Raw genomic sequence first — 16,590 nt, forward strand, 5'->3', positions numbered from 1 at the left:
TGACTACCTCAGGCTCAGGCTTGGAAGCTTGGGCAGCCGCCGGCTGGCACACCGCCCCGCCGCGATCGGTCGAGAGTCGGAAACCCTCGGACCGGCGGCGTCAGAAAATACAGGGGACGGACGACGGGAAACCCCCGTCAGACCTTCTTGGAGCGCGTGGAGAGCAGCGATTGCGCGTCGGAAAGCGCCGCATCGGCGATCTTGCCGGCGTCCATCTTGAGCGTGCCGTTCTGGATGGCACTGCGGATCTGCTCGACGCGTGCGGCGTCGAAGTCGCCGCTGCCCACTTGGCGCGAGACTTGTTGGACCGACAGCGACGGTGCATCGCCGGTGTGGCGCGTGGTGCCCGAAGCCGTCGTAGCGGCCGGGGACGAACCGGTCGCGCGCGTCGACCCGGACGCAGCGTCCTTGGTCGGCGCAACGGCCGGCGTGTTGTTCACGATATGGTTGATTTTCACGGGTGTCTCCGAAGAGCGCGTTCATCCTATCACCCATATCGGCCAACCCCGGCCCAAACTTTAGCGGCAGGTATCGATCAAGCATCACAGTCGAAAAGTGATCTGCCGTTATCAATCTGATCTTAGAACTGGATTGCCACGACGCCGGCAGACTGCGCGATGCCGGAGACGACATTGCCGTTGGCCGTGCGCACCTGCGCCACCTGCCCCACGGCGGCCTGGTTCAAGGCTCGGCCGTCGCTGCTGACCTGGAAGCCGCCGCCCTCGGCGATGAGCTTGACGGTCTGGCCGGCTTGCACGGCAATTGGCAGGCGCAGGCTTTCGGCGCGCAGCGGCTGATTGGTGGCCACGCTCGTGAGCAGTACACGCCCCACCACATCGGCCGGCTGTTGCACGACCGAGGCCGGCAGCATCGACAGGTCGCCCGTGCGGGCTTCCAGATCGCCCATATCGAGCGTCTTGCCCGGCGAGAGCTGGTGCGAGGCGACGTAATACGTCCCCGTAATCTGAATCGTGGCCGGTACCCAAGCCGCCCAGGCGTGCGGCGAGCGGCAGCGCACGCCCACTTGTATACGGCCGCGCAGGCGGTTGGCCGCCGGCAGCATCAGGTCGATCTGGTCGCAGGGCTGGTTGGCCACGCGGGCATCTACCGGGCCGACCTCGACCGACGCACGTGGCGCTCCCGTCTCATTTGTGCCGCCCAGGATGTCCAGTTGCGACTGCAGTTGCTGCTGAATCTGCATCTGAATGGCGTTCGGCCCCTGGATGGTGGTGGGCTGCATGGGCTGCTGTACGGCTTGGGCCGGCGGATACCCGACGCGCACCATGCCCTGTGCGTGCGCCAGGATCGGGTGCACGACGCTGGCCAGCAGGCCCAGCGCCAGGATCAACAGCAGCTTGCGCTGGCGCCCAGCCAGCGGCGTGGCCGTGGCGGCAGGTTGGGTCGGGTGGTGCGCGCTGCGTGCAAACCGCGTGGACATGGAGAGCCCCTTCATCAAAAGTCCGGTGAAGTTTAGCCACGCGTGCGCGAGCGCCAAATGCGGAAATGTCGGCCAATCCCCCCCTTATTCGGACGAATGGTCTTGCACACCCGCCCCTAGACTTTGCAACGTGGTGAAGTCCCTGGCGTTGTGCGGTTCCTGGCCGTACAGCCTGCCCCGGGGGAGGGTTTCCCGGCCAATCTCTGGATTCGCAGACAGGTCTTTTCCACTGAGGTTGCATGACGGCAACTCAGCATGACAAGCGGTTCAGCGGTTTTGGAGACGGCATCGGCGGTTTTGAAGGGGCCGCTGATGCCGAGTTCTCCAGCCGAAGGGAACGCGCAACACACAAACGCAAGACAGAACGCAACCCCGGCGGGTGGCAGCAATCACCAGGACGCCACACGCAAGGAATGACAGACATGGTCGACAAGCTGGATCAGTTGTTCGGTTTTCAGGAGCAGGCGCTGCACTTGCGCTCGCAGCGTCACCAGATCCTGGCCTCGAACATCGCCAACGCCGATACGCCCAACTACAAGGCGCGCGACTTCGATTTTCAGTCGGCGCTGCAGAAGGCGGTCGGCCAGCAAAGCGGAAACAGCCTGCCGATGACGGCAACGGCTTCAGGCCACCTGACGGTGGATGGCGCACCGGCCGGCGATGTGTCGCTGATGCAGGCGTCGCTGTCGCAGCAAACCAAGGCGCTGCAGGGTGAAGTGCAGTACCGCACGTCGCAGCAGCCGTCCATCGACGGCAACACGGTGGACATGGATGGCGAGCGCATGCGCTTTGCCGATAACACTGTGCGCTACGAGGCCGATCTGAGCATCGTGACGCAGAAGATCAAGTCGATGCTGGCGGCCATTCAGAACAGCTAGCGCGCGATGTAGCAACAGCAGCAAGAGCATCAAGAGCAGCAGACAGGCATTAAGACGACCGCGCAGCAGTCACGCGCGGCGAAAGAGGGGCGGGAACTGTGTGGCGCTCCGGGCCGGCAAAGATTGGTCCGGAGCAAGCCGCCATACAGAACAACCGGATCGGTCCGGCAGCCATGCCGGCAACAGTATTTGAAGACATCGGAATCAACATGTCGCTATTCAAGGTGATGGATGTAGCTGGCAGCGCGCTCACCGCGCAGTCCAAGCGCATGAACGTGGTCGCCTCCAACCTGGCCAACGCCGAAAGCGTGACGGGCCCGGACGGCAAGGCGTACCGCGCCAAGCAGGTGGTGTTCTCGCCCGTGCAGGAGTCTGACGACTACGCCACGGGCGTGTCGGTCGACCGCGTGGTCGAAGACACCGTCACCCCCATGAAGCGCATGCACCAGCCGGGCAACCCGCTGGCCGATGCCGACGGCTACGTGACCATGCCGAACGTCGATGTGGTGGACGAAATGGTCAACATGATTTCTGCGTCGCGCTCGTACCAGGCCAACGTGGAAGTCGCCAACACCACCAAGACGATGGCCTCCAAGGCTCTGACCCTGGGCCAGTAAGCGGCACATTCCTAGCGAGACACGAACATGACCGTCAGCTCAACCAGCAGCACCACCGGCACATCGAGCACGACCTCCGGCAACCAGCTTGCCATCACCAGCGGCACCGATCTGCAGAACACGTTCATGCAGTTGCTGGTCGCGCAGTTGCAGAACCAGGATCCGCTCAACCCGATGGACAACTCGCAGATGACCTCGCAGCTTGCGCAGATCAACACTGTGAACGGTATCCAGCAACTGAACACCACCATGTCGAGCATGGCGACGCAGAGCGCGGCCACGCAGGCTTCGTCACTGATCGGCCGTACCGTGCAGGTGCCGTCGTCCAACCTGACGCTGGCTTCCGGCACGGCCAACTTCGGCATCTCGGTACCCAACGGCGCCGACGATGTGGTCGTGACCATCAAGGATGCCAACGGCAACACCGTGCGTTCGGTCGATCTGGGCCAGATGTCCGCCGGCAGCGGCAACTACACCTGGAACGGCAAGAACGACAGCGGCACCACGGTGGCCGACGGCTCTTACTCCATCTCGGTTTCTGCCACGCTTGGCGGCAAGATCACAACGGCCAACGCCACCGGCGCCGACAAGGTAACGGGCGTGACCATCACCAACGGAACGACGCAGCTGCAACTGGCCTCGGGCAACACGGCCAAGCTGTCGGACGTCACCACCATTCAGTAACGGGTCGAACCCGCTTTTTTATCTACGGGAGAACATTATGGGATTCCAGCAAGGCCTCAGCGGTCTCGACGCCGCCTCTGCAAACCTAGACGTGATCGGCAGCAACGTGGCAAACGCCAACACTGTCGGCTACAAGAAATCGACCGCCGAGTTTGGCGACGTGTACGCACGCTCGCTGGTGGGTGCGTCCGACAACCAGATCGGCCAGGGCGTGAGCGTGACCAAGGTGTCGCAGTCGTTCACGCAGGGCAACGTGACCAACACCGGCAACCCGCTGGACATCGCCATCAACGGCACGGGCTTCTACCGCATGGTCGACCCGTCCAGCGGCCAGGTGTCGTACACGCGTAACGGCCAGTTCCAGACCGACAAGAACGGCTTCATCATCTCGGCCACCGGCCAGAACCTGACCGGCTACGGCGTGGATTCCACCGGCAAGGTCAACACCGCCGTGCTGACCAACCTGAAGATTCCCGTCAACGACCTGGCGCCGCTGGCCACCACCAACACGGCGTTCGGCGTGAACCTGGACGCCGCCGCCACGGCGCCGACCACCACGCCGTTCTCGCCCACCAACTCGGCCACGTTCAACCACTCCGTTTCGGAACAGGTGTACGACGGCACGGGCACGGCCCACATGCTGACCAATTACTACGTGCGCACCGCTTCGGGCTGGGATGTGTACTCGCAAGTTGACGGCAACAACCCGACCGGCGGCAACCCGGTGACGTCGCTCACGTTCAACAGCAGCGGCCAGCTCACCTCGACGCCAAGCAAGATCGCCACGGCCTTCCCCGGGATGAGCATCGCGAGCATGGATTTCACGGGCACCACGCAGTACGGCGGCGGCTACAACGACACCGCTCCGGGCGTGACCCAAGACGGTTACGCCACCGGCCGCCTGGCCAGCTACTCGGTCGGTACCGATGGCACTGTCACCGCGCGCTACTCCAACGGCCGCACGGCAACGCTGGGCCAGGTCGCCATGGCCAATTTCAAGGCACCGGAAGGCCTGCAGAACATCGGTGGCAACCAGTGGGTGGAAACGTCCAACTCGGGCGCCCCCAACCTGGGTACGCCGGGCATGGGTTCGTTCGGCCTGCTGCAGTCGTCGGCGGTGGAGCAATCCAACGTGGACCTGTCTGCCGAGCTGGTCAACATGATCATTGCCCAGCGCTCGTATCAGGCCAACGCGCAGACCATCAAGACGCAGGACACCATCCTGCAGACCCTGGTGACGATGTAATCGTCGTTGCCCGAAGCTGACTGACCGCACACCAAGGACACTCGCATGGACCGCTCGATCTACGTGTCGATGACTGGCGTAAAGCACCTGTTCGACCAACAGGCTGCCAGCGCCAACAACCTCGCCAACGCCAGCACTACCGGCTTCAAGGCGCAGATCGATGCGTTCCATACGGTGGGTGTGCAAGGCGATGGCTCGCCCACGCGCAGCTACGTGATGGCCTCGGCCATCGGGACGGACCTCGCGCCCGGCCCGATCGAGACCACCGGCCGCAGCCTGGACGTGGCCATCGACGGGCAAGGCTTCTTTGCCGTGCAGACGCCTGATGGCAGCGAGGCTTACACCCGCGCCGGTACGTTCCAGCTCGGTCCTGACGGCACGATCCAGACGCTCTCCGGCCAGCCCGTGCTGGGTGATGGCGGCCCGATCACGCTGCCGCCCGATACCACGGTGCAGTTTGCCAAGGACGGTACGGTCAACGCGATCAGCGCCGACAGCCGTACGCCGCCCGTGTCGCTGGGCCGCCTGAAGCTGGTGAGCATCGACCCGTCGAACATCGACCGCGGCGCCGACGGCTTGTTCCGCCAGCGCGACGGCCAGGACGCCGACGTGGATGAAAAAGTTCGTGTGACCGGCGGGGCGCTGGAAGGCAGCAACGTCAACCTGACCGACTCGCTGGTCAACATGATCGAAATCTCGCGCCAACTGGAAATGCAGATGAAGTCGCTGCACACGAGCGACACGAACGCCCAGTCGGCCAATGAACTGCTGCGCCACGCCTGAACGGCCGGCGCATTGAATTGAATCAACCAAGGACTCGAACATGATTCGCTCCCTGTGGATTTCCAAGACCGGGATGGACGCCCAGCAATCGCAGCTGGATGTCATCTCGAACAACCTGGCGAACGTCAACACGACGGGCTTCAAGCGCTCGCGCGCCGTGTTCGAAGACTTGCTGTACCAGAACGTGCGCGAGCCGGGTGCGCAGTCGTCGCAACAGACCACGCTGCCTTCGGGCATGCAGATCGGTACCGGTACGCGCATCGTCGCCACCGAGCGTCTGCACACGCAGGGCAACCTGCAGCAGACCGGCAACTCGACCGACGTGGCCATCAACGGCAACGGCTTCTTCCAGGTGCAGATGCCCGACGGCACGCTGGCCTACACGCGTGACGGCAGCTTCCAGATCAACGCGCAGGGCCAGCTTGTGACCTCGAGCGGTTACCCGGTCCAGCCGGCCGTGACGGTGCCGCAGAACGCCACCAGCCTGACCATCGGCAAGGACGGCGTCGTGACGGTCACCACGCCGGGCACGGTCAACAACACGCAGGTGGGCACGTTCCAACTGGCCAACTTCATCAACCCGGCCGGCCTGCGCAGCATGGGCGAAAACCTGTACGCCGAAACCGAAGCGTCGGGCACGGCCAACCTGGCCAACCCGGGCTCGAACGGCGTGGGCGCGCTCAATCAGAACTACGTTGAAACGTCCAACGTGAACGTGGTGGAAGAAATGGTCAACATGATCCAGACGCAGCGTGCGTACGAGATCAACAGCAAGTCGGTCCAGACGTCGGACCAGATGCTGGAGAAGCTGTCTCAGCTTTGAGCTGACGGCGCAGTTTTTGAGGATGTAGTGCGATGCATACCCCCCCGGTTTACTCGCTCCAGAATGGCAAGCACAGCGGCCGCGCTGTGCCGGCTGCTCGAGTCGTTCGATTGGCCGTGCTTGGCACGGCCGCCTTGCTCGCTACGGCGTGCGGCATGCTGCCGCCGCCGGCCCCGATCGTGCAGGGTCCGACAACCGCGCGCCCACCGATGCCGGTGATGGCGCCGCGCCAGAACGGGGCGATCTACCAGGAAGTGGCATCGGGCAGCGGTGGTTTCCGCGGCATGTTCGAAGACCGCCGCGCACACATGGTGGGTGACACGATCACCATCGTGATCACCGAGAACACGGCGGCCAGCAAGCAGACCTCCGGCAGCGTCAACCGCACGGGCAGCATGAGCGCTTCGGTGCCGACCTTCGCCGGCATGAACGCGGGCGTGCTCTCTCTGCTGGGTGTGTCGGCCAGCGACGCCAACAAGTTCGACAGCAAGGGCGCCAACGGTGCACAGAACAACTTCACGGCCACGATTACGGTGACGGTGGTGGAAGTGCTGGGCAACGGCAACCTGGTGGTGAGCGGCGAGAAGCAGATGGCCGTGGGCCAGGGCACCGAGTCGATCAAGTTCTCCGGCGTGGTCAACCCGACCACCGTCAACAATCAAAACACCGTGTTGTCCACCCAGGTGGCGGACGCACGCATGGAATACCGCGGCACGGGCTACGTGGCCGAGTCGCAGCAGATGGGCTGGCTGTCGCGGTTCTTCCTGACCGTGTCACCGTTCTGAGGGATCTGCCATGACTTTGCATCGCATCATCGGCGCGGCCCTGGTGGCACTGAGCGCAATTTCGGCGGTTGTTCCGAGCACGGCACACGCTGACCGCATCAAGGATCTGACCACCGTTGCCGGCGTGCGCGACAACGCGCTGATCGGCTACGGCCTGGTCGTGGGCCTGGACGGTAGCGGCGACCAGACCACGCAAACCCCGTTCACGGTCCAGAGCTTCAACAACATGCTCACGCAGTTCGGCATCAATGTGCCGGCCGGCGCGAGCATCCAGCTCAAGAACACCGCCGCCGTGGTGGTGACGGCCACGCTGCCCGCCTTTGTGCGGCCGGGCCAGACCATCGACGTGACGGTATCGTCCATCGGTAACGCCAAGAGCCTGCGTGGCGGCACGCTGCTGCTCACGCCCCTCAAGGGCGTGGACGGCCAGCTCTACGCATTGGCACAGGGCAACGTGGTGATTGGCGGCGCAGGCGCATCGGCCAACGGCAGCAAGGTGCAGATCAACCAGCTTGGCGCCGGCCGCATCGCCAATGGCGCCACGGTGGAGCGCGCCGTGCAGGCCACGGTGGGCGAGGCCGGCAGCATCCAGCTCGATACCGGCACGACGGATTTCGGCACCGTGCAGAACATCGTTACCGCCATCAACAAGCAGTTCGGCACGGATACGGCGCAAGCCGCGGACGGCCGCACGATCAACGTGCGGGCACCGGCCCTGGCGTCGGACCGCGTCGGCTTCCTGGCCAAGCTGCAGAACATTGACGTGACGCCGGCGTTGGCCGCCGCGCGTGTGGTGATCAACGCCCGTACGGGCTCGGTGGTGATGAACCAGCTCGTCAAGCTCGAGCCCTGCGCGGTGGCGCATGGCAGCCTGTCGGTCACCATCAGCACCGACCCGGTCGTGAGCCAGCCGGCGCCGTTCTCGCAAGGGCAGACGGTGGCGGCGGCGCGCTCGAGCATCGAGGTCAAGCAGCAAGGGGGCAGCCTCATCAGCGTGAAGGGCGGTACCAACCTTGCGGACGTGGTTAAGGCCATCAACGCGATCGGTGCCAACCCGCAAGACCTGATCTCGATCCTGCAGGCGATGAAGGCGGCCAACGCGCTGCGCGCCGATCTGGAAATCATCTGACGCTGGGGAGGCCACGATGAACCAAACCGACCTCACCAGCCGCCTGGCGCTCGATTCCAAGGGTTTCGAGTCGCTCAAGCAAACGGCGCGTACCGATCCGACCGGCGCCGCCAAGACCGTCGCCAAGCAGTTCGACGCGATCTTCGTGAACATGATGCTCAAGCAGATGCGCGATGCATCGCCGCAGAACGGGCCGCTCGATTCGTCGTCGACCAAGATGTACACGTCGATGCTCGATCAGCAGCTTTCGCAGACCATGGCCTCGCGCGGCGTGGGCGTTGCAGACCAGCTTCTGAAGCAGATGCTGCGTCAGGCCACGCATGTGAACCCGGATGCAGGCGGCAAGGTGAACACCGCCCTGTCGAACACAACGGCCACCAATACCGCGCTGCCGGGTGCTGCTGGTGCCGCCGGTGCCACGAGCGATGCCGCCAAGGCCATCGCGCGTTCGTCGCTCAACAGCATGGCGGCCGCCGTGGCGCCGGGCACGGAAGACGACGGCTCGGGCATCAGCACCGTGCCGCGCCCCGGCCTGGAAGAACGCGTGCAACGTGCACTGGCCGCCCTGCGCAAGCAGGCAGATGCGCAGGCACAGACCCCGAGCGCACCGCCCGAGGTTGACCTGTCGACGGTGGCGTCCGAGCCGCGCGGCGAGCGCATGACCAGCTTCTATAACAAGCTGATCGGCCACGCATCGCAGGCCGCGCAGGAAACCGGCATTCCGGCCAACTTCATGATCGGGCATGCGGCGCTGGAGTCCGGCTGGGGCCGTCGCGAGATCAAGGCACGCGACGGCACGAATACGCACAACCTGTTCGGCATCAAGGCCGGCAGCTCGTGGGCCGGCAAGACTGCCACGGTGACCACCACCGAATACATCGGCGGCGTCGCCCACAAGGTGCAGGAGAAGTTCCGCGCGTACAGCTCGTACGCCGAGGCCTTCAAGGACTACGCCAACCTGCTGGCCAACAACCCGCGCTACAGCAACGTCGTGGCAGCCGGCAACGGCAACGATGCGGCGTCGTTCGCCAAGGGGCTGCAGCGCGCCGGCTACGCCACCGACCCGAACTACGCCCACAAGATCATGGCGGTGCTCAAGCAGATCGTTTGAGTGATTTAAAAAGCATATTTTGGCGACGACGGCCGGCTCAAGTTTCCGCTTGTCCGGCCGATGTTGTTTCTAGAGCTTATTTCGGCGGCTTCGTGCTGCCCGCACCGAGACAACTATGAGCAGCTCCCTTCTGAATATTGGCGCGTCGGGCCTGCGGGTGGCCGATATCAACCTGCAGGTGACCGGCAACAACATCGCCAACGCCAGCACGCCCGGTTATTCGCGCCAGGAAGCCGTGCAGACGGAAAACATTCCGCTGTACGCCGGCGTGGGCTATCTCGGCCAGGGCGCCAACGTCACGACCGTCAAGCGCATCTATGACCAGTTTCTGACCGCGCAGGTGCAAAGCGGCCAGGCCTCGACCAGTGCGGCCGACCAGCTCAACAGCCTGGTGTCGGGCCTGAGCAAGTACATGTCGGACAGCAACAGCGGCCTGACTTCGTCGCTCACCAGCTTCTTCAATGCCGCCGATGGCCTGGCCTCCAAGCCGTCGGACACCACCGCGCGCCAGGTTTTCCTGAACGCTGCGGCCGGCCTGCAAAGCCGCTTCAATTCGATTGCCGGCCAGCTGAGTTCGCTCAACAGCCAGGTCAATACGCAGGTGCAGACGCAGATCAGCTCCGTCAATGGCACCGCGCAGCAGATCGCCTCGTTGAATGACCAGATTTCCAAGGCCGAAGCGTCGACCGGCCAGCCGGCCAATGATTTGCGTGATCAGCGCGACCAGCTTGTCCAGACGCTCAATCAGTCGATCAAGGCCAGCGTGGTGCAGACCGGCGACGGCCAGTTCAACATCTACGTGGGCAACGGCCAGGCGCTGGTGCAGGGCAACCAGAGCTACCAGCTGACGGCGGTGCCGTCGCAGTACGACCCGACGCAACTGTCGGTGGGCTACAAGAGCCCCGGCGGTACGGTCAACATCGACGACAGCCAGCTCGGCGGCGGTGCGCTGGGCGGCCTGATGGACTTCCGCAACAACACGCTCATTCCGGCGCAGAACAGCCTGGGCCGCCTGGCCACGGCCGTGACGGCCGACGTGAATGCGCAGAACAAGCTGGGCATGGACGCCAACGGCAAAATGGGCACGGACCTCTTCTCCGTGGCCAGCCCCAGCGTCGCGCCCAGCACGAACAACACCGGCAGCGGCACGCTCACGGCCAGCATCACCAACGCCAATGCGGGGCAGGGCTACGACTACCAGGTCAAGTATCAGGGCGGCGCCTACACCGTTTCGCACTATCCGGACGGCTCCGGGTCCGTGACGGTGTCGAGCTGGCCGACCACGATCGACGGCGTCACGCTGAACCTGTCGGGCACGATGAACAGCGGTGACTCCTTCCTGGTGCGCCCGACCGCCAACGCGGCCGCCACCATGCAGACGCTCACCACCGACTACCACAACGTGGCGGCGGCCTCGCCCGTGGTGCTCAACCAGGGCAGCAACAACACGGGCAGCGCCGCGGTGTCGTCGTTGGGCGTGGACAGCACGTATGCCGGCTCGCCGCTCACGTCGCCGATCAACCTGACGTACAGCTCGGCCGTCGGCGGCTCGCTGTCGGGGTTCCCGGGCAGTGTCACTGTCACGGTGGGTGGTACGTCGACCACGTACACGGGCGGTACGGCGCCGTACACGCAGGGCGCGACGTACGCTTTCAACGGCGTGCAGATGACGCTTTCGGGCTCGCCCGGCAACGGCGACACGTTCACCATTTCGGCCAACACCGCCAACAGCACCGACAACGGCAACGCCAGCGCGCTGGCCAAGCTGCGCAACAGCAACCTGCTGGACGGCGGCACGACGTCGATCGGCTCGGCGTGGAACAACCTCGTCACTCAGGTGGGTGTGCAGGCCAACCGCGCCAGCACCAACCTGACCTCGCAGAAGGCGCTGCTGGCCAGCTCCACGCAACAGCAGCAGTCGGTGTCGGGGGTGAATCTCGATGACGAGGCGATGAACCTGATGAAGTACCAGCAGGCCTACCAGGCCTCCGCCAAGGTGATGCAGACGGCCAATTCGCTGTTCGACAGCCTCCTGTCGATTGCCGGCGGCTGATCGGGGCAACTGAAGAAAACGCCCCGCCTGCCGATAACGTCCTAAAGCCCTTCGTCCGGACCGATCATGCGAGTCAGTACCGCCCAATTCTTTGCAGCGTCTTCCGCTTCGATGCAGAACACGCAATCGAACCTGCTCACGCTGCAGCAGCAGATTGCGAGCGGCATCGCGCTCAACAGCGCGGGCGACAACCCCAGCGCGTTCGGCCAGATGGCGCAACTGCAGCAAACGCAGGACGCCAACGATCAGTACCAAGCCAATCGCGACACCACCGACGCGCGTCTGACCAGCGTGTCTTCGGCGCTCACCAACCTGGTGACCACGCTGCAGCAAGGCAAACAGACATTGGTGGGGGCCAACACCTCGCTGATGACGGATTCGCAGCGCATTGGCGTGCTGGCGCAGGTCAAGCAGCAGTACCAGCAGCTGCTGTCGACGGCCAACCAGCGCGATGCGTCAGGCGTGGCCCTGTTTGGCGGTGCCAACGGCACGGCTGATCCTTTCACCAGCACCAGCGGTTCCGTGCAGTACGTTGGCAGTGGTCAGCCGCCCACGGTGCAGGTATCCCAGAACATCTCGATGCCGAATTCGGTGTCGGGCGATTCGGTGTTCGTGCGCATCCCCAACTCGGATACGTCCAACCCGAACACCAACCAGAGCATCTTCAAGACGTACGAGAACCTGATCACGGCGCTGTCGACCCCGATCAACGCCGCCACCCAGGCCACCGACGTCGCGAACCTGCAAAAGGCCGTGCAGACGGCGCAGGGCAATCTGGACAACGCTTATCAGGTCGCCCTGCAAGCGCAGGTGACGGTGGGCACGCAGCAAGCGCAGATCACAACGCTCAACAGCAGCGGCTCGAACTACGGCGAGCAGTTGAAGGAGCAGATCTCGAAGCTGCAATCGGTGGATTACACCACCGCCATCTCGCAGTTCTCTCAGCAGCAGGTGTCGCTGCAGGCCGCGCAGAAGACGTTCACGGCCATGCAGGGCATGTCGCTGTTCCAGTACATCAATCCTTGATGCGGCGCGGGCAGACGGTGGGGTGGCGCGGCGTATCATGTCGGCTCACCTACCGTCAGGACTGGTCATGCCCATCCAGTATCTTCGCCGCCTGACCAGCCCGGAACGCTCAGAGGACGCCAATCGGCGCCTCGGTCAGTCGCTGGCCTTCGTGGCGGGCGCCGCCAACGCAGGCGGATTCCTCGCCGTCAAGCAATACACCTCGCACATGTCTGGCATCGTCTCGACGATGGCCGACGCGCTCGTGCTGGGCGATATCGTCCTCGTGCTCGCCGGATTCGCTTCGCTGCTGGCATTCCTTTGTGGTGCCGCCTGCACGGCGGTGCTCGTCAACTGGGGCCGCCGGCGCAGCACGCAGAGCGAATTCGCGTTGCCGCTCATGCTCGAAGCCGCGCTGCTGTTGCTGTTCGGCTTGATGGGCACATCGCTGGGGCAATACCGGGTCGTGTTCGTGCCGGCCACCGTGGCGCTGCTGTGCTTCCTGATGGGGCTGCAGAACGCCATCATCACCAAGATTTCGAAAGCCGAGATCCGTACCACGCACGTGACCGGCCTGGCCACCGACATCGGCATCGAAGTCGGCAAGGCGCTCTACTGGAACCACGGGCACCGCAACCTGCCGGCCGTCGTGGCCAATCGGCCCAAGCTGCGACTGCTGGCGTCGTTGCTGGGGATGTTCTTCGTGGGCGGCGTGGCAGGCGCGTTGGGCTTCAAGTATCTGGGTTATGCCGCCACGATTCCGCTGGCGTCCATCCTGATGCTGCTGGCCGTTGTGCCGGTGGTGGATGATTTGTTGGCGCGCAGGCGGTAAGCGGGCCAGGGCTGCATCGGCCCGCGCGCGGCGCCTCCGTCAGGTCATTTCCCGCCGGCATACCTCGTGCAGCGTATTCAGACGCCGCTCTGGATTGACCACAAACGGATTCGTTTCGTCCCAGGCGTAGCCCGCCAGGATGGCGCTGATCATGCGGCGGATGCCCGGCGAATGGCGCGGGTGGAAAATGATGTCCTGTAACTCGCCCGAGTACCACCGATCAACGAAAGCGCGGAACGTATCGACGCCTTTGCGCAGCGGCTTGTCGTAATCGGCAAGCCAATCGACGGTTTCGCCGTTGAGTTGGCGTACGAGGACGCGCGTCGCCAGGTCCGCCGAGCGCAATGCAATCGTTACGCCTGACGAGAACACCGGGTCCAGGAACTCGCCAGCATTGCCCAGCAACGCATAGCCCGGCCCGTAGAGACGCTCCACGTTGGCGGCGTAGCCCCCAATCTGGCGCACGGGCATGAGAAACGGCGCATCGCCGATCAGCGCTGCGATATTGGGTTCGGCCCGGATCAGTTTGCGCAAGGTCGCTTCGCGCTCTGCCTCCGGCACATCGAGGAAGCTCGCTTCGGCTACGCAGCCGACTGAAGAGCGACCGTTGGCCAGCGGAATCATCCAATACCAGACATCGCGCCGCTCCGGGTGAACGGCGATGCAGATCTTGTCGCGATCGGTGCTGCCGGCAGGCAAGGCGTCACGCACGTGCGTGAAGAGCGCTGCACGCGTTGGCATGCGGGTCGGCGCTTCAAGATTCAGCAGGCGTGGTAACACGCGGCCAAAGCCGCTTGCGTCCAGTACGAAGCGGGCATGAACGGCGTAAGCGACCCCGGCTTCGTCTTCCACTTCCAGCACAGGTGCGTCGCCAGGATGCATGGAGCGTACGGTGTGGCCAAAGCGAACCTCCGCGCCCTGCTCGGCCGCACACCGGATCAGCGTCTGGTCAAACACCGCGCGTTCGACCTGATACGTCGTGCCCCAGCCCGCTGAATGCTTGTCTCGGAAATCGAAGGAGGCGTGCTTGTCCTGATGTACGAAATACGCCCCGTTCTTGTACTGGAATCCTGCTTCCACAACGGCCTGCAGCATGCCTGCCGCTTCAAGGTAGGCCATGCTTTGAGGCAGCAAGCTTTCTCCAATGGAGAAGCGCGGGAATTGCTGGCGTTCGAGCACCAGCACGTTGTGGCCCGCCTTTCGCAGCAAGGCCGCAGCAACAGCACCGGAGGGGCCGGCGCCGATGATGGCGACGTCGACGTGTGTTGCTTCAGCGGTCATCAGATCATGCCTCCGTTTACGCCGATCACTTGTCGCGTCACATACGACGCTGCATCCGACATCAGGAAGGCGACCACGGAAGCCACCTCTGCGGGTTGGCCGACACGTTGCATCGGCACGGCTTGCAGGGCTTGGTCGATGTGTTCCATGTGGGCCAGCATGTCGGTTTCAATCAGGCCTGGTGCCACACAGTTGACGGTGATCTTGCGCGACGCCAGTTCGACGGCCAGCGCCTTGGTTGCGCCGATCAGCCCGGCCTTGGCAGCGCTGTAGTTCACCTGCCCGCGATTGCCCATCACCCCAGAGACAGATGCGATGGTGACGATGCGCCCTCCCTTGCGTGCACGCACCATCGGCATGGTGAGCGGATGGACGACGTTGTAGAAGCCATCCAGGCCGGTCTCGAGAACGATGTCCCAGTCTTCGTCGGTCAGGGCAGGGAAGGCGGCGTCGCGGGTGACGCCGGCACACAGGACGATGCCGTAGTAGGCGCCGTGGGCTTCCACGTCGGCGTCAAGCTCGGTGCGGCATGCGGCGCGGTCGCGCACGTCGAATTGCAACACGCGAGCGCTGCCGTTTTTGGCTTGGATGTCGGCAACGATGGCTTCGGCCTCGGCACGGCCGCTGCGGCAATGCACGGACACGTCAAACCCGTCGGAGGCCAATTGGTAGGCGATGGCGCGGCCAATGCCGCGGCTGGCACCCGTCACAAGAACGCGGCGGCTCATGTGGTGAGACTCCCTTGAAGATCGGTCGGCGGAATACCGCGATCATCGCACGCGCGGCAGGTATTGCTGCTGGCGCGCGGTGCCTATCGAGGCAGCGTACTGAACTCGCTGAACGCCCGCCCACCCAAGTCCAGCGCATCCATCACAGACCGCTCCACCACCGGCGCCAGCGACGTCATCATCACCATGACGAGCATCAGCCCCACCACCAGCGTGGCGGCGATGCCGACCGCAAACGGGTTGAGCGCCTGTGCCGTGCGCGAGAGCACGGCAAAGCCAAGGTTGACGATCATCATGATCGCGATGATGGGCAGGGCGATGCGCAGGGCCAGCGCAAAGACGATCGTGCCGCCGCCGGCCAGCGTTTGCCAGCCCGGGTTGCCCAGCGGCGCCGCCGAGACGGGCAGGGCGGTAAAGCTGTCGAACAGGGCGTGCAGCAGTACGAGATGGCCGTCGCCGGCAATGAACGCCGTGACGGCCGTGAGGCTGAGGAAGCGGCCAAGCAGCATGCTGCTCTCGGTTTGCGTCGGGTCGAGCAGGGACGCAAAGCCCAGGCCCATCTGCACCGACATCACCTCGCCGGCACCGCTGATGGCCGAGAATACGAGCTGCACGCAAAAGCCCAGCGCCAGCCCGATCAACACCTGCACCAGCGTGATCCACAGCCCTTCGTACGAGCCCACCGACACGCCTGCGGGCACCGGCAGCATGGGCGCCAGCGCCACCGTGATGACCACGCCGAATGCCACCTTGATCGACGTCGGGATCTCGGTATTGGCAAACGGGGGCGCAATGGCGATGAACGCGAGCACGCGCACCAGCGGCCACCAGTACATGGCGATCCAGCCGTTGAGCTGCGTGGCGGTGAATTGGATCATCGGTGTCGGTGCCCTGCGCGCTACGTCGCGTTAGTTGACGTAGTTGGGGATATTGGTCAGCACGCCGCGCGTGTAGTCGACGATCACGGCGACGATCCACGGGCCAGCGAGCACCATCGTGGCAGCCACGGCCAGCAGCTTGGGGATGAACGACAGCGTCTGCTCGTTGAGCTGCGTGGCGGCCTGGAACACGGCCACCAGCAGACCGACGACGAGCGACACCAGCAACATCGGCGCGCCCACCATCATGGCGACCTGCATGGCCTGACGGGCCATGTCCAGAACGTATTCGGGTGTCATGTCGGTTTCCTATCGGCGC

18 protein-coding genes are annotated in these 16,590 nt (G+C 64.3%); 12 read left to right on the forward strand and 6 right to left on the reverse strand.

All coding sequences use genetic code 11. The annotated features are described in order from the left end of the window. Positions 1-137 precede the first annotated feature (137 nt). Both flgM and flgA read right to left on the reverse strand, forming a co-directional pair. The gene (gene flgM, locus ACU8YE_RS14600; RefSeq protein ID WP_092971051.1) at positions 138-458 is read right to left on the reverse strand and encodes a flagellar biosynthesis anti-sigma factor FlgM; all 321 of its coding nucleotides are present in this window, start codon (positions 456-458) and stop codon (positions 138-140) included. 122 nt (positions 459-580) lie between these two features. Continuing rightward, on the reverse strand, positions 581-1,438 hold the full coding sequence (gene flgA / locus ACU8YE_RS14605) for a flagellar basal body P-ring formation chaperone FlgA (protein ID WP_316871892.1): 858 nt from the start codon (positions 1,436-1,438) through the stop codon (positions 581-583). 422 nt (positions 1,439-1,860) lie between these two features. Here flgA and flgB point away from each other — a divergent pair, with 422 nt between their 5' ends. From flgB to ACU8YE_RS14665, 12 genes are all read left to right on the forward strand, one after another. Further along, complete coding sequence (gene flgB / locus ACU8YE_RS14610; protein WP_024977565.1) at positions 1,861-2,316, forward strand: flagellar basal body rod protein FlgB; 456 nt, start codon at positions 1,861-1,863, stop codon at positions 2,314-2,316. A gap of 209 nt (positions 2,317-2,525) precedes the next feature. Beyond that, positions 2,526-2,933 carry a flagellar basal body rod protein FlgC gene (flgC, locus tag ACU8YE_RS14615; protein WP_024977566.1) on the forward strand — a complete coding sequence of 136 codons (408 nt, stop codon included), beginning with the start codon at positions 2,526-2,528 and terminating at the stop codon, positions 2,931-2,933. A 27-nt stretch (positions 2,934-2,960) separates the two neighbouring features. Continuing rightward, on the forward strand, positions 2,961-3,617 hold the full coding sequence (locus ACU8YE_RS14620; RefSeq protein WP_260803313.1) for a flagellar hook assembly protein FlgD: 657 nt from the start codon (positions 2,961-2,963) through the stop codon (positions 3,615-3,617). 37 nt (positions 3,618-3,654) lie between these two features. Then, positions 3,655-4,863: a flagellar hook protein FlgE gene (gene flgE, locus ACU8YE_RS14625; RefSeq protein ID WP_232039026.1), complete on the forward strand. Its 1,209-nt coding sequence runs from the start codon at positions 3,655-3,657 to the stop codon at positions 4,861-4,863. A gap of 45 nt (positions 4,864-4,908) precedes the next feature. Further along, a complete protein-coding gene (gene flgF / locus ACU8YE_RS14630) occupies positions 4,909-5,646 on the forward strand; it encodes a flagellar basal-body rod protein FlgF (RefSeq protein ID WP_232039027.1) in 738 nt (245 codons plus the stop codon). A gap of 40 nt (positions 5,647-5,686) precedes the next feature. Then, entirely contained in the window at positions 5,687-6,469 is a 783-nt protein-coding gene (gene flgG / locus ACU8YE_RS14635) for a flagellar basal-body rod protein FlgG (RefSeq protein WP_009240010.1), read from the forward strand. Between the two features lie 32 nt (positions 6,470-6,501). Further along, positions 6,502-7,254: a flagellar basal body L-ring protein FlgH gene (locus tag ACU8YE_RS14640; protein ID WP_260803312.1), complete on the forward strand. Its 753-nt coding sequence runs from the start codon at positions 6,502-6,504 to the stop codon at positions 7,252-7,254. Positions 7,255-7,264: 10 nt separating this feature from the next. Beyond that, complete coding sequence (locus ACU8YE_RS14645) at positions 7,265-8,383, forward strand: flagellar basal body P-ring protein FlgI (RefSeq protein WP_232039029.1); 1,119 nt, start codon at positions 7,265-7,267, stop codon at positions 8,381-8,383. 16 nt (positions 8,384-8,399) lie between these two features. Next, complete coding sequence (flgJ, locus tag ACU8YE_RS14650; RefSeq protein WP_414562778.1) at positions 8,400-9,494, forward strand: flagellar assembly peptidoglycan hydrolase FlgJ; 1,095 nt, start codon at positions 8,400-8,402, stop codon at positions 9,492-9,494. Positions 9,495-9,609: 115 nt separating this feature from the next. After that, positions 9,610-11,547: a flagellar hook-associated protein FlgK gene (gene flgK, locus ACU8YE_RS14655; protein ID WP_232039031.1), complete on the forward strand. Its 1,938-nt coding sequence runs from the start codon at positions 9,610-9,612 to the stop codon at positions 11,545-11,547. Between the two features lie 66 nt (positions 11,548-11,613). Next, complete coding sequence (gene flgL / locus ACU8YE_RS14660) at positions 11,614-12,573, forward strand: flagellar hook-associated protein FlgL (RefSeq protein ID WP_414562774.1); 960 nt, start codon at positions 11,614-11,616, stop codon at positions 12,571-12,573. Between the two features lie 67 nt (positions 12,574-12,640). Beyond that, a complete protein-coding gene (locus ACU8YE_RS14665; RefSeq protein ID WP_232039033.1) occupies positions 12,641-13,384 on the forward strand; it encodes a YoaK family protein in 744 nt (247 codons plus the stop codon). Between the two features lie 39 nt (positions 13,385-13,423). Here the strand turns inward: ACU8YE_RS14665 and ACU8YE_RS14670 are convergent, their stop codons facing one another. The 4 genes from ACU8YE_RS14670 to fliQ all read right to left on the reverse strand — a co-directional run bounded on the left by ACU8YE_RS14670 (position 13,424) and on the right by fliQ (position 16,571). After that, positions 13,424-14,665 carry an NAD(P)/FAD-dependent oxidoreductase gene (locus ACU8YE_RS14670; RefSeq protein WP_446929017.1) on the reverse strand — a complete coding sequence of 414 codons (1,242 nt, stop codon included), beginning with the start codon at positions 14,663-14,665 and terminating at the stop codon, positions 13,424-13,426. Further along, on the reverse strand, positions 14,665-15,393 hold the full coding sequence (locus ACU8YE_RS14675) for a 3-ketoacyl-ACP reductase FabG2 (protein WP_446929018.1): 729 nt from the start codon (positions 15,391-15,393) through the stop codon (positions 14,665-14,667). Before ACU8YE_RS14675 ends, ACU8YE_RS14670 begins: the two co-directional genes overlap by 1 nt. Positions 15,394-15,476: 83 nt before the next feature. Further along, positions 15,477-16,271: a flagellar biosynthetic protein FliR gene (gene fliR, locus ACU8YE_RS14680; RefSeq protein ID WP_232039036.1), complete on the reverse strand. Its 795-nt coding sequence runs from the start codon at positions 16,269-16,271 to the stop codon at positions 15,477-15,479. Between the two features lie 30 nt (positions 16,272-16,301). Beyond that, entirely contained in the window at positions 16,302-16,571 is a 270-nt protein-coding gene (fliQ, locus tag ACU8YE_RS14685) for a flagellar biosynthesis protein FliQ (RefSeq protein WP_004631435.1), read from the reverse strand. Positions 16,572-16,590: the final 19 nt, after the last annotated feature.

The organism is Ralstonia sp. VS2407 (genome assembly GCF_052950655.1).